Origin of the sequence: Saccharopolyspora sp. NPDC050389 (genome assembly GCF_040655595.1) — a bacterium.
GTDB lineage: Bacteria > Actinomycetota > Actinomycetes > Mycobacteriales > Pseudonocardiaceae > Saccharopolyspora.
Genome location: NZ_JBFAKG010000026.1, coordinates 22597 through 35947 on the forward strand (window position 1 = coordinate 22597; position 13351 = coordinate 35947).

The 13351-nt window shown below is 65.6% G+C and carries 12 protein-coding genes and 1 pseudogene; 2 read left to right on the top strand and 11 right to left on the bottom strand.

Annotated features, from left to right (window positions below):
• Positions 1-35: 35 nt before the first annotated feature.
• From AB0I53_RS18750 to AB0I53_RS18785, 8 genes are all read right to left on the bottom strand, one after another.
• Positions 36-338 carry a hypothetical protein gene (locus AB0I53_RS18750; RefSeq protein WP_358604068.1) on the bottom strand — a complete coding sequence of 101 codons (303 nt, stop codon included), beginning with the start codon at positions 336-338 and terminating at the stop codon, positions 36-38.
• Positions 335-1360 (bottom strand): hypothetical protein, encoded by a 1026-nt coding sequence (locus AB0I53_RS18755; RefSeq protein ID WP_358604071.1) that lies wholly within the window; start codon positions 1358-1360, stop codon positions 335-337. Before AB0I53_RS18755 ends, AB0I53_RS18750 begins: the two co-directional genes overlap by 4 nt.
• A complete protein-coding gene (locus AB0I53_RS18760; protein ID WP_358604074.1) occupies positions 1357-1662 on the bottom strand; it encodes a hypothetical protein in 306 nt (101 codons plus the stop codon). The genes AB0I53_RS18755 and AB0I53_RS18760 overlap by 4 nt, the downstream gene beginning before the upstream one ends.
• Positions 1659-3179, bottom strand: coding sequence for an FAD-binding oxidoreductase (locus AB0I53_RS18765; RefSeq protein ID WP_358604077.1), 1521 nt, complete (start codon positions 3177-3179; stop codon positions 1659-1661). The genes AB0I53_RS18760 and AB0I53_RS18765 overlap by 4 nt, the downstream gene beginning before the upstream one ends.
• The gene (locus AB0I53_RS18770) at positions 3176-4504 is read right to left on the bottom strand and encodes a (Fe-S)-binding protein (RefSeq protein ID WP_358604080.1); all 1329 of its coding nucleotides are present in this window, start codon (positions 4502-4504) and stop codon (positions 3176-3178) included. The genes AB0I53_RS18765 and AB0I53_RS18770 overlap by 4 nt, the downstream gene beginning before the upstream one ends.
• Positions 4505-4518: 14 nt before the next feature.
• A complete protein-coding gene (locus tag AB0I53_RS18775; RefSeq protein WP_358604083.1) occupies positions 4519-5952 on the bottom strand; it encodes an aminobutyraldehyde dehydrogenase in 1434 nt (477 codons plus the stop codon).
• Between the two features lie 97 nt (positions 5953-6049).
• A complete protein-coding gene (locus AB0I53_RS18780; RefSeq protein WP_358604086.1) occupies positions 6050-7627 on the bottom strand; it encodes an AMP-binding protein in 1578 nt (525 codons plus the stop codon).
• Complete coding sequence (locus AB0I53_RS18785; RefSeq protein ID WP_358604089.1) at positions 7624-8664, bottom strand: hypothetical protein; 1041 nt, start codon at positions 8662-8664, stop codon at positions 7624-7626. The genes AB0I53_RS18780 and AB0I53_RS18785 overlap by 4 nt, the downstream gene beginning before the upstream one ends.
• Positions 8665-9177: 513 nt before the next feature.
• Between AB0I53_RS18785 and AB0I53_RS18790 the strand changes: the two are divergent.
• Both AB0I53_RS18790 and AB0I53_RS18795 read left to right on the top strand, forming a co-directional pair.
• Positions 9178-9639 (top strand): annotated as a pseudogene (locus AB0I53_RS18790) (histidinol dehydrogenase); the annotation flags it as partial.
• A gap of 226 nt (positions 9640-9865) precedes the next feature.
• Positions 9866-10648, top strand: a complete 783-nt coding sequence (locus AB0I53_RS18795) for an SDR family NAD(P)-dependent oxidoreductase (protein WP_358604092.1) — start codon at positions 9866-9868, stop codon at positions 10646-10648.
• Between the two features lie 383 nt (positions 10649-11031).
• Here the strand turns inward: AB0I53_RS18795 and AB0I53_RS18800 are convergent, their stop codons facing one another.
• From AB0I53_RS18800 to AB0I53_RS18810, 3 genes are all read right to left on the bottom strand, one after another.
• Positions 11032-11580, bottom strand: a complete 549-nt coding sequence (locus AB0I53_RS18800; protein ID WP_358604095.1) for a manganese efflux pump — start codon at positions 11578-11580, stop codon at positions 11032-11034.
• Positions 11581-11771: 191 nt separating this feature from the next.
• Positions 11772-12074, bottom strand: coding sequence for a hypothetical protein (locus tag AB0I53_RS18805; protein ID WP_358604098.1), 303 nt, complete (start codon positions 12072-12074; stop codon positions 11772-11774).
• Between the two features lie 771 nt (positions 12075-12845).
• Positions 12846-13340 carry a universal stress protein gene (locus tag AB0I53_RS18810; protein ID WP_358604101.1) on the bottom strand — a complete coding sequence of 165 codons (495 nt, stop codon included), beginning with the start codon at positions 13338-13340 and terminating at the stop codon, positions 12846-12848.
• Positions 13341-13351 lie beyond the last annotated feature (11 nt).

Genomic DNA, 13351 nt, shown 5'->3' on the forward strand with positions numbered 1-13351 from the left:
CCCGGTAGGAGTGCCCCAGGCGAGCGCGCGGACGATCAGGTCACCCACGATGGCAGCGCAGGCCAGCCGGAAGACTTTCGCGTCGTCGATACCGCGGCGGTTGACCAAGGTGTAGACGGCCGCGACCACCAGCTGCCCGACCGGAACCCGATGATCTTCTGGATGCTCGTCGTGAGCACGTTCTGCCGCCTGACCAGACCCGTGTCGATGAGGATCAGCCCGAGCAGAGCGAGGACAACCGCCGTCGACGACAGGATGTAGAGCAGGTTCTGCGTGAGCGCGTCCTGTCGACCTGCTCGCCGAAGTCCGCCGAGAAAAAGGTCGCGGTCATCGCTCACCTGCCTAGGTAGGTGTGCAGGGGGAAGGTGCGGTAGCGCAGCCGCGGCAGCTTTTCCACGGTCACGAAGCCAGCGGGCGCGGCGATGACGTCGGGGATCCGGTTCACCAGCTGGGTGCAGGTGGTGACCTGGGTCGGCACCGTCCCGTTGGACAGCGCGAGGTCGGGTTCGCCCTTGATCTCCCACTCGTTGATGTCCCCGTCGCCCGCGCCGTAGACGCGGCCGGACATTTCGAAGTTGAACACGGGCCCCTCGGTAGTGACGATCTCGTCTATGTCTGTGAAGCCGATGACCTGGCCGGGGAGGATCTCGCGCTGCAGCGCCCGCGAGAACATGGACGTCTCGGCGATGTCGGGACGCGTGTTGGTCGTGACGGACTTGACCGTCAGCCCCGTGTCGGCGACCAGCGCGTCGAGCACGTTGCGCCCGAAGGTGGGCGGGCGCTCGGCACTGGCGAGCCACTCGTCGAACTCTTCGACGGTTTTGCCGACCTGCTGATCGCCGGCGACCTCCGGGCCGTAGTCGTCAACGTTCCAGCTCGCGTGCCCGGTCACGGAGTCGATGCGATGCGCCGTGCCCATCATCAACGCCACGATGTTCACCCAGTAGGTGTCCTGGTGGCCGGTGCCGGTGAGGGTAGCGCCGGTGCGCTTGGCGATCCCGTCGAGCTCACGGGTGATCTCGGGCGAGGTCTGCCAGGGGTAGAGGGCCTCTTCCGAGAGGGTGACGGCGTTGACGCCGTGCTCGGCGCAAGCCCGCAGCTGCTCCACGGCATCGGTCATGTAGCTGTTGACGGCGATGACCGCGACGTCCGGTCGAGTCCGCTCGAACACCTCGTGGGCGTCGTTGCTGATCACCACGTCCAGGCTCCGGCCGATGCCGGTGACCTCGCCGAGATCGTTGCCGACCTTGGATTCACTGCGCGAAATCGCGCCGACGATCTCGACGCCCTTGTCCAGGAGCAGGCGCGTCGCGATGGAGTTCATCGCGCCGACACCGTAGACGACTGCCTTGATGGTCACTGGTTGGCTCCTTTGCCTTGATCCGGACCGGACGGCGGGCCGGGCTCCGGCCCCTCACCCGCCAGCAGCACCTCGTCGGCGAACTCACGGTGTACTGCGTCGAGGTGATCCCACCTGGCGGCGACGATGCGCTTGGTGTCCCAGGCCGGCATCTTCTGCTGCCGGAACCTGGTCATCCGTTCGGGATCGACCTCGAAGACATGCTCGAAGCGGTGCACGACCTGGTCGGTGACGCGCTCCGGTTCAGGGGGGACCTGTTCGGACGGCACGTAGCGGCCGAACCGGTAGGGGCTGCTGCTCACGACCGAGCTCCATCCGGGTACGCCTCGTCGAGGCTCTGCTTGCCAGGGTTCATGATGTTGTTCGGGTCCAGCGCCCTCTTGATCGTCTTCATGACTTCCCAGGACGCGCCCATCTCGGTCGGCACCAGTTCCGCATCACCAGCACGGGTGGCTCCGTGGCAGGCCGACATGGAGCCTCCGTGCTCGATCGCGACCTGTGCGATCTCGCGTTTGAGCGAGACAAAGGCGTTCCAGGACGCCTCGTCCATGCGGTCCTCCCACAACCCCATGTCGATTTCGAGGAGGATGTCTCCCCAGGGCTTGTGCGGCGCGTTGGTGTAGGCGAAGGCTCCCCAGTCGTCGAAGATGTCGTACTGCTCGCAGTAGCGGCGCGCAATCTCGTGCCACTTGCGCAGCACCTCGGGAACCTCGCTGTAGGGGATCGCCGCGTCCTCGCAGTGCCACGACATCGGGATGACGTTGCCGTCCGCATCACGGCCGTGGAGCGGGTTCGCGTAGCGGTCGTGGCGCGCTGCCCAGTCGCCCGAGGCGATCTCGTCGCCGATGTAGCGGCCACCGAGGCTGCGTCCGAGTTGCATCACGACCTTCTGCGCCGGTTCGACCTCGGCGCGGGTCCCCAGCAGCGACACCGCACACACGGCCTTCACCCACTCCGGCTGCACGATGTATGCCTCGTCGTCGCGTCGCAGGTACTCGACTTTCTCGGGGTCGAAGAGCATGACCCCGGCCAGGGTGGCCAAGCCGCTCTTCGCGAGCAGAGAAAAGGTGCGGTAGGCCGTGTCGTAGTCCTCGAACAGGAAGAACGCCGCGAACTCGGTCTCGGCGCGCGGAACCAGTTCCAGCGTCGCCTCGGTGACGATGCCCAAGGTTCCCTGGTGGCCCATGAACAGGTGCTTGAGGTGGTACCCGGTGGAGGACTTGCGGATCTTGCGCCCGCCACCGTCGCCAACCTCGATGACCTCACCAGTCGGGAGCACCATCTCGAACGAGATCACCAGGTCGCGGGTGTGGCCGTAGCGCGCCCCGAGCAGGGACAGCCCACTCGTGCCGATCCGGCCACCAACGAGAGCGCAGGCGTAGGACGCCGGATCGTCGGGATAGATCACCCCGTGCGGCTTGAGGTGCCGGTTGAGTGTCTGCATATTAATGCCGGGCCCGACCGTGACGGCGTTGTTGACCAGGTCGATCTCCTTCACCTGGTCCATCCGCTTCACATCGACGAGGATCCCGCCCCTCATCGGAACGGCGCCGTCGGCCAGACCCGTGCCACCGGCCCGCGGCACGATCGGAACCTTGAACTCGTTTGCCAGCTTGACGATCCGCGAAACCTGCTCCGTCGTGCGGGGCAACACGACCACGTCGGGCAGGAACTCCTCCCACCGGTGCACCGGGAAGGGCGCCGGCACCCGCGCGCGGTTGAACCTGCTGGAGCGGCCGGTCAGGACCGCGCCCGGCTCGTCGACGATCTCCTCAAGCCGTTGGATGACTTCGCTGCTGATGCTGACGGTCGCGGTCATGCCCTGGTCCTCCCACCGACCTCGATGCCGGCTGACTCGGCGACCAGCTCGATGATGTCGCGCACCTCGATACCGGCCTCGTCACCCGCGGCTGTAAGCGGCCGCTCGGACCAGACGCACGCGCTGACGAGCAGGTCCACGTCCAACGTCGTCGCCTGCTCCAGGCGTCGACGGCTGATCTCGGCGGTGATCTCCGGCTTCTCGATGGGCAGACCCCCACCGCCGCCTGAGCAGTAGGACCACTGCGTGACGCGGTCGACGTCACGGAAGTCCAGCCCGGGGATGGCGCGCAGGATCTCCCGCGGCGCTTCGTGGATTCCCTTGCGCTTGTTGAGCCGGCACGGGTCGTGGTAAGTCGCCACCCGGTTGATGGGGTTAACCAGCTCGAGGCGGCCGTCCCGGATGAGTTCGGCGACGAGGTCGATGATCTGGACGACCTCGAAATCGAACTCCGCACCGAAGTAGGCCGGGTAGTCCTCGGTGAAGTGGACGTAGTCGTGCGGCTCGATCGCGATGATCCGCTTGACCCCCGAACGTCGCCAGTCATCGACGTTGTGGCGGGCGAACCGCATGGACTGCTCGACATAACCCATTTCCGCAGCCGGACCGCCGCAGCACCACTGCTCGTTCATCAGCCCGAACTCGACACCGGCCTTCTGCAGGATCTGCGCGGTGGCACGCGGCACGGACGTCCGGTAGTAGGCGGCCTCGCAGTCGACGAACATGATCGTCTCGCCGCCGATGGGGATGTTCAGCCCCTCGGCCCAGTCCCGAACCTGCGCCTGACCGTTGGGCTGATCGCCCTCGACACCGAGGACCGGTTCATTCTTCAGCTCGTTGGTCAGCCGGTTCCAGACCTTCCACCCCTCACGGTCGAGGCCCTTGTCCACCAGCATCGCCCGCATGGCGCGCACGACCTTCACCGTCTCGGTCCGTGCCCGGTAGAAGTCGCCGACCATCAGCGTGTTGGGGCACCGCACCTCGCAACCACCGCACTGGGTGCAATGGACGTAGTCGTCGGCGACGTCCTCGACACTCAGATGCCCCTTCTCCAGGGCGATCACGTTGGCGTGGAACGCGGTCGGGGTGTGATTCTCGTTGCGGGTCACCTGCGTGACCGGGCAGACCTCGCGGCAGAACTTGTGTCCCGAGGAGAAACAGCCGGTCGCGTTCTCGTGCCATTTCTCTACGAAGGCCTGTTCCACGTCACCGAGGCGCTTCGGCATAGCGAGGTCGACCTCGTTACCGGACCCGTTGGCTGAATCGTTGCCCGACTGCACCCCTGTGTCAGCGGCCGACGCCTGGGATTCCTGCTTGTCGTTCACGTGTTGCTTTCCTCTCAGGCGAACTTCGTCATGACGTGCTTGATGCGGGTGTACTCCTCGAGCCCGTAGACCGACATGTCCTTGCCGTAGCCGGACTGCTTGAACCCACCGTGGGGCATCTCGGAGACGACCGGGATGTGGTCGTTGACCCACACACAGCCGAAGTCCAGCTCGCGGGCAGCGCGGACCGCGGCGCTGACGTCGCGGGTCCAGACGGAGGAGGCGAGTCCGAAATCGACGTCGTTGGCCCACTCGAACGCCTGGTCCTCGTCACGGGCCTGCTGCACCGAAACGACCGGGCCGAACAGCTCGCGCTGCACCACGACGTCGTCCTGGCTGGGTTCGAGGACGACGGTCGGCTCGATGAAGAAGCCCTTGCCGCCACGTTTGCGGGCGCCCGTGGCGATCTTGCCGTTGGTCTGACCGAGGATGCCCAGGATCGAGTCACGATGCGCCGCCGAGATGACCGGCCCGAGATCGAGATCCTCGGTTTCGGCCGGGTCGCCCATCTTCAGCGCTTCGACGGCGGGAACGAGTTGCTCAACCAGTTTGCCGTAGACGCCCGGAGTGGCGATCACCCGACAAGCGGCGGTGCAGTCCTGCCCGGAGTTCACGTAGCCGGCGAGCGCGATCCCGGCGACGACCGCGTCCACATCGGCGTCGTCGAGCACGACGACCGGCGCTTTACCGCCCAGCTCCAGATGCGACTTCGCCACGTGCTCCGCCGCTGTGCGGGCGACGTGCTTGCCCGTGCTCGTATCGCCGGTAACCGACACCATGCCGATCCGCGGGTCGCTGATCAGCGAGTCACCGAAGTCTCCGGCGCTACCAGCGAGCACGTTGAGCACACCCGCAGGCAGCACGTCCTTCGCCAGGTACGCCAGGTGCAGCGCGGAAAGCGGCGTCTGCCGGGACGGCTTGAGGATGCTGCAGTTGCCCGCCGCGAGAGCCGGGGCGAACTTCCACGTCGCCATCAGCAGCGGATAGTTCCAGGGTGCGATGCCGGCGACGATGCCGACCGGCTCGCGTCGCACATAGGACTCGTACCCGGCCAGGTACTCCCCGCCCGAGCGGCCCTCCAGGCAACGGGCGGCGCCGGCGAAGAACCGCAGATTGTCTACGACGAACCCGATTTCCTCGCGGGCCACCGGCAGCGGCTTGCCGACGTTACGCGACTCCAGGGTGGCCAGATGCTCGGCGTCGGCCTCGACGGCAGCGGCCAGCGCGAGCAGCCTGTCCGCCCGCTCCCCCGGCGTGGTGCGCTTCCACGACTTGAAAGCCTTCGTCGCCGCGGTCACCGCCGCCTCGACGTCCTCGGCATCACTCGCCGGAACCTGGGCGAGGACGGCCTCCGTGGCCGGCTCGATTACCTCGAGCTCGCGGCCGCTGCGTGCACCGACCAGTTCCCCGTCGACAAGGTTGCGCGTGCGAATCTCCGCGTCGGTCATGTCACGTTCCTTTTCCGTGATGGGACCGAGACCCCGTGGTCTCGGCTGTGCGTGTGCTGGTTGGGGCGAAGTCCGGGATCATGCCGCCGGTGTCCGTTTACCGGGTGTCCACCCGGTCCGGCTCATCCGTCGCGAAAGCGGCGCGAAGCCGTTGCTTGAGCACGAACTTCTGGATCTTCCCCGTCGCGGTTCTGGGGAGCGTGCCGAACTCGAACGCGTCCGGCACCTTGAACCGAGCGATGCGAGCCAGCAGGTGCTCGCGAAGCTCGGTCTCGCTCACCTGGGTGCCGGCCGCGGTCTCGATGAACGCCACCGGACGCTCGCCCCAGTGCTCGTCTGGCCGCGCCACGACGGCCGCCTCGATCACCGCAGGGTGCGACAACAGCGCCTGCTCGATTTCCACCGAGGTGAGGTTTTCCCCACCCGAAATGATCACGTCCTTGGCGCGATCACGGATCTCGAGGTAACCGTCGGGATGGCGCACGGCCAGGTCCCCTGTCCGTAGCCAACCGTCCGGGACGGCTGCCTCGGTGGCAGCCGGGTCGTTGAAGTAGCGAGGCGTGATGTTGTTACCGCGCAACGCGATCTCGCCGATCGTGGCACCGTCGGCGGGCACGTCGGCGCCGGCCGGGTCGACGACACGCACCCGCTCGGAGACGATGTTGCCGACGCCCTGTCGCGCCGAGAGGCGATCTCGTTCCTCGGCCGGGCGCTGATCCCACTCCGGCTTCCACTGGTTGATCACGACCGGGCCGTAGGTCTCGGTCATGCCGTACAGATGGGTCACATGCAACCCGCGCGCGTATGCCCGGGCCAGCACCGCCGGCGCGGGCGGTGCTCCGCCCACCCCGACCCAGATCGACCGGTCGCCGATCTCGCCGGCCTCATCAGGCGGGACCAGTGTCGACAGCACGGTGGGAGCGGCGCACATGTGCGTAACACCGTGGTCTTCGATCGCCGACCACACCACCCGCCGGTCGACCTTGTCCAGGCACACGTGCGTCGCGGCGGCCGCGGTGACGGCCCAGGTGAAACACCACCCGTTGCAGTGGAACATCGGCAGGGTCCACAGATAAGACGACTCCGCCATCAGGCCTGCGTGGAACGCGATGGCCAGCGATTGAAGGTAGACACCGCGGTGGGTGTAGACCACGCCCTTGGGAGAACCCGTTGTGCCGCTGGTGTAATTGATGGCTATCGGCCCCAGCTCGTCGCTGACCACTGCCTCGTAGGGCGTGGCCTGAGCGAGCGCACGTTCATATCCTTCACCGGTGCGGACAACGGTGATCACCTGCCGGCTCCGAGCGACTGCCGCGGCGGCCAGGTCCGCCAGTGATTCCGAAGTGATCACGATGTCGGCGCCTGAGTGATTCAGGATATAGGCGATCTCCGCAGCGCCGAGCCGCGTGTTGATCGGCACGATGACGCCGCCGGCGAACGGAACTCCGTAGTGCGCCTCAAGCATTTCGTTCCTGTTGGTGGCGAGCACCGCGACCCGGCCACCGGCGCGCAGATCCAGGTCGACCAACGCCCCGGCGAGTTGCTTCGCCCTGTGGTACAGCTCGGCGTAAGTGACCCGGAACTCGCCGTCGATGACGGCCGTGCGGTCCCCGTAGACCGCCGCCGAGCGCGCGAGGAAACGCGCCGGCGACAAGGCTTGGAAACTGTGCCTCACGAGATCGCCTCCACTCGCATCCGCGTCCCCTTCGACGCCAGCGTCAGCACGGGAAGCTCACCCATCGAACGCAACCCGGCGGGTGCGTCCACCGCCGCTGCCGCCACGTTGACCGCGGCGGCGATCGTGCTCAGGAACGACTCGAACCCCGTAGCGGAAGCCAAGGTGATGACCTGGTCGCCCCCCTCGATGCGGTACTCGTCGCCGGGCTGGACGTCGTCGCTGTCGTCGAAGAAGCCGAACATGATCTCCAGATCGATGACCGCGTCACCGCCGCACAGGCCACGTGCCCGATGGGTGACCGCGGAGATCGTCCCGGGCTCGATCACCGCGTGCGCCCCCTGTCGCCGGGACCTGCTCACGATGGCGGGTTCGACGCCGTCGACGACGATCTCGTCCAGCTGCCAGCCCAGTCCGGCGGCGACCGCCGCGATCGCCTGCTCGAAACCGACATGCCCGATGACAGTTCCGGCCTCGCGCTCGGCGGCGAAGTCCCCGGGTGCCAGTCCGAGCCCGAACTTCGACAGGATGGCGCCGTAACGCGACATGTTCGTCCGCCGCCGCACCACGACGCGGTTGGCGCTCTGGGTCAACACGCTCAGCAGCAGCGGCAGGGTGTCCATGAGGACACCCGGATTCGCTCCGGTGCCCAGCACCGTGACGCCGTGGGCCCGTGCCGCCGCATCGAGTTCCGACGCGAGTTCCGGATGACTTTGCCAGGGGAACGCGAGCTGCTCGCAGATGCTCACCACGTTGATCGACCGCTCGAGCAACGGCATCAGGGTGCCGGCGACCTGGACGAGGTCCGACGTCGTGGCGACCACCGCCACGTCGACGTCGGGGAGCAGCTCGATGTCGGTGACCACCTCCACCCCTAGTGGGCCGAGCCCGAGGAGGTCACCTAGGTCCTTCCCTCCGACGTCAGGGTTCTTGTCCACCGCCCCGACGAGCTCGCAGTCGACCCGGTTCGCCAGCGACCCGCCGATGGCGAGCCCCGTTGCCCCGAGTCCGACGAGCGCCATTCGCGTGACCGACACTGCGCTGCTCCTTTGGCGGTCGAAGGAGGTACGACTGCTGCACGTACCTGATGGCGCTCAATCCTACATAACTGTCGCTTTAAAGCAAGGAGCAGCGAAGATGCGATTCCTCTAGGTCGTCGACGTCAGCAAAGACCACGCCTTGACCGCCCCGCCTCGCCCGAATGGGTGCCCCCCAGGACCGTTCAGGCCGAACCGCGTCGCAGTGTCAAAGCGGTCACGAACACCGCTTCTCTCGCCACCCCGCACACCTCGATCCACGCGCAGCCGGGTCGCCGGGCGCGTCAAATCACTTCTTTCGCGCTCTTCAGGGCGCCCGGAGCACATCAATGAAGGGGCACTCGTGGCGAAGACCTACGACGGGACTCATGGGCGAGGAGTAGCGCGGCCGCAAACCGGCTCGAGCCACAGCCGGGTGCGCCGGCGAACGCGGCAAGCACCTACCGCGAGTTCGAACAGTTCTACGTTTAGCGAGACCCATTCTCTCGTTGTTGGATGGGAACAAGAGTCGTTATGCGCCGCGGCGTTCGTTCCGCTGGCTGTCGAAAGTGGACTCAACCGACACCGCGTGAAGCGAGCAGGTGCTTCTCAATCTTCTCGGTCGGCACCCAAACCATCGGCAAGGTCGACCTGCTCGCCGGACCCGGCAACGCCTACGTCGCCGAGGCCAAACGCCAACTGTTCGGCGAGGTCGGGATCGACCTGTTCGCCGGGCCAACCGAGGTACTGATCATCGCCGACGAACACGCCGACCCATTCGTCGTGGCCGTGGATCTGCTCAGCCAGGCCGAGCACGGCCCGGACTCCCCCGCCGTGCTGATCACGACCTCCGAACAACTCGGCCGCCGCGTCATCGAGCTCATCGACGAGATCCTGCCCGGCATGCCCACCGCTGACTTCGCCGGGCTCGCGTGGCGCGACCACGGTGAGGTCGCGATCGTCGAAAACCTCGACGCCGCCTACACACTCGCAGATAGGTACGCCTCCGAGCACGTGCAGATCCTCACCGAGAACCCTCGCGAAGTCCTCCAGAAAAGATGCGCAACTACGGCGCACTGTTCCTCGGCGAAGGCACCTTCCAGCGCAGCACTCGGCGAGCTATGCGGCCGCGCAGCCAGAGTCGAGTCGTTCGAGGGCCACGCCCGCTCCGGCGACGTGCGCGCCCACAAGTTCGGCGATGGTCGCCAAGTGCGCCGGAGACGTGATCAACCTGGCCTCGGTGTCCGGAAAACGGCCGTTAGCCCGGCGCACCCCCTACGCCGCGTCGAAGCTCGCGGTGATCGGGTTGACCACCACCCTGGCACACGAGGTCGGCCCGGCCGGGATATCGGTGAACACCTTGTCCCCCGGCCCAGTGGACGGACCGAGAATGCACCGCAACTTCACCCTCGACGCCAAACGCACCGGTCGGACCTACGCCGAAGCCGAGGAGGACGCCGTCGGCGCCGCCTACGTCTCCTACCGCCACGGACACCAATTTGCCCTGCGATACGGCGCCGACAAGACCACCGCGGCACTCTGGCCACTGGTCGTCGATGGCCTCTTACTGATCTCCACCATCGAGCTGTGGAAGACCCACGACCACGGTGCTGCTGGACAGTGGAAGGCATGGCTGTCGTTCATGCTGGGAATTGCGTTGTCGCTATGCGCCAACATCGCCTCCGCATCCGAGCTGAACACCTTCGCCATCGCCGTCGCCGCCTGCCCACCGCTAGCACTACTGCTCTCAGTCGAACTGCTCAACCAAGCCCTCAAACGCCACCACGCCGCCCAGACCGCAGAGTCCGGCTCCGCTGAAACCCAGCAAGCAGACACCGAACAGGATCAGGTCGAGCCGGTAGCAGCCACCGGTGCGGTGCCAGCACCGAACACTGCGAGGAATGACATGAGCGACTCGCCCGTGGACCCCCAGGGCCCTGCTCAGGGTGACCCGCTTCGCAACGAGGCGTACCGCGTTCCCGCCCGCACCGTTCGCCGTCAGTGATGGCCGCCGGGCGGAGCTGACCAACAGCGCCTTCGGGCCGTTTACGGCGTCGTCGACGGCACGCCGTACCCGGTATGCGACTCGGCGGGTTACGCGCCGTTCGGGTTCGGTTACCGCCGTTGCGCCGGCGAGCAGCTCACCACTGCGTTCCTCCAGGAGGTACTGCGCACCGTCTGGAACGGCGGCTTCGAATTCGTCCGGCTCGACGCGAAGCAGCCGAAGAGGATTCCCGTCGGGCCTCGCACCGTCATCGACGACAACGTCGGCTTCCAGCGCACGCAGACCGGCAAACTGGCTGACATGGACGGCGAAACGGGCTCACCGACATGGCAAGGGCCAACCGGCTTCGACTCCTCAAGCGTGTGGCCGCTCATGCCCGGCGTTCAGCTGAATACCAGCGGTAGCAAAATCGCCGCACCCACGAGCGAGATACCGCTAAACAGGTCGGACCGGATCCGGACAACATTGGCAGCCATACGTCCAAGGCACAACCCAGCCAATGACATGACCGCTGTCACGACGCCGAAAGTGATCATCGGGATCACAAGAGAAAACCCGGCAAACCCCAGGCTGGCCCCAGCGATAAAATTGTCGATACTCAGCGAAAGCGGCATACCGAAGAGCGTCACCCATGGATGATCTACCTCTTCTGGTTCAGGGTTCCGGAGTGCCCCGGCCAGAAGATACAGCCCATATGCCCCCACCATGATAGATCCGATGTAATCTGCACCCGAACCGATGAACTCCCCTACGTAGTGGCCGATGAATCCTCCTGCCAGGGGAGACAGTGCATCCCATATACCGAAAATGAGGGCAATCTGCACAGCGCGACGCCAGCCGAAGGGAATGGTACCGATAGCGATCGCCGACCGGAAGTTGTCGATACAGAGACCAAAAGCCAGCGCTAAAAGCGGGAGAAATTCAAGAGCCATCTGCAACCACCTCGAAAAGGGTTTACCCTACCCGCGGATTCACCGGAGAGATGTTTCGGTCATTCCCCGAATCCGCACTGCAGGACTGTCCGGGCACCGGAATGGGTTCTGCGCCGTCGATCTACTCCGCGAAGGCGGCTTTCGGCAAGTGAAACGTTGGCGGACTCGGCCGGCGGCCCACCGGAACTTCGCTACGCCGCGAACTCGCGCCGGCCGAGAGCGGACCAGTCGCGCAGGGTGCGGTAGCCCTTCATCGTGAGCACTACCCGGTGACCTCGTAGGGCGAACAGATGGTGCGTGTCGATGTCGATCAAATCCGTAATCCAGAGATCGCGGAGGGTCTGACGTAGATCATCTGTCATGGGGCAGGTAATACCCGTCACCCAGTCATAGCCGAGTGCGGGCTGGAGGAGCCCGTTGTGATAACAGATTTTTCCCTGGTTCACCGCGTCCAGGGCCGCGTAGTGGGTGGCTGTGAATATTATGCGGGACATTACCGATCACCTGTTCGACAGGTCACTCTCTTTGGCCTGTTCAAATGTTGAGAGAATGGCGGTGCAACTCCGCCGAATCCTTCTTCCGCGGGTGACGCAAGGCCCCTGCGCCGATCCGATTTCCGGATCCGGGGCCTTGCGCCGCCGCGGGCGTAGTCCCGTCGCAGATATCCGACACCTGCCGCGACTACGAGAAATAGAGCAACACGGTGCTTCGATCCCGGCCGTCAGCCCCGGTAGAAGTAACCGGTGGCCTCGGCACACACCTCGATGACCGTGTACTCCGGAGTTTCCCACTTCATACTTTTTCTCCTAGTGTTGACTGCGCCCGATGAGCGGGCAGCACCCGGACAACGTGACCCACTGAATTTCGAGAGCGAAACCTCGAAATTCGGCGTTCACTACAGAGCATCTTCGATGTTTCAGGTTGCTGCAATAGAGATCGAACCAGTGGCCGGGGATCGGTGTCGAACGGTGCCTGTGCGGCCACGAGTGGAACCGCGGGTGTCCTTGTGGACTGCTCGAACGCGGAAGGCGATTCTCGACGATGCATTACCGAGGCGCTCTCGAGAGCCCTCGATGGTACGCCTTTGATGCGCGCCGACGAGTTCGTGCGGGGCAGGGCAGATGCGTGCGGGCAGCGTTCGTGGCTGCCCGGGAGCGCAGCACCTGTACGCCCCGGCGACAACGCCACAGGCGCATGCACCGCCGCAGATTTCCATCCGGCGGGCCGAGAGACAGACACGATCAACAGACGTACATCCTCAACGGTCAGATTTCACGCGCGCTCTCATAGGAAGGGATCGCTCTGCGAGGGACGGGTATCCATTGTGGTACGACAACAACCGGGCAACGGGCGTGCCCGGCGCAGCGCCGGCCCACCGAGCCCAACAGCGCTTCGTAGAAGACGCTGTACCCAGGGTCGCCGAGTACCAGCAACTCCGCTCCGTCAGCGGCTTTCAGCAACACCTGCGTCGGACGACCGCAGCGCACCTCGCGCCGGATCTCCACCTCTGTGGCGGTCTCGCGCTCGACCTGGTCCACGGTCCGGTCGAGGTCGAGGCGCGCGTTCTCCTCGAATTCCTCCGGTGGCACCGGTTTTCCCTCCCAACTGCAGACCAGGCCGTAGAACACGGGGAGCTCCCAGGCGATCACGGTGTGCACCGCGGTGCCGGTGAGTTCGGCTTGCTCGACGGCCCAGCACAGCGCCGCCTTCGCCGACACCGATCCATTCACACCTACGACGATTCTGCGTTCGGCGTTCATGACTGCAGCCT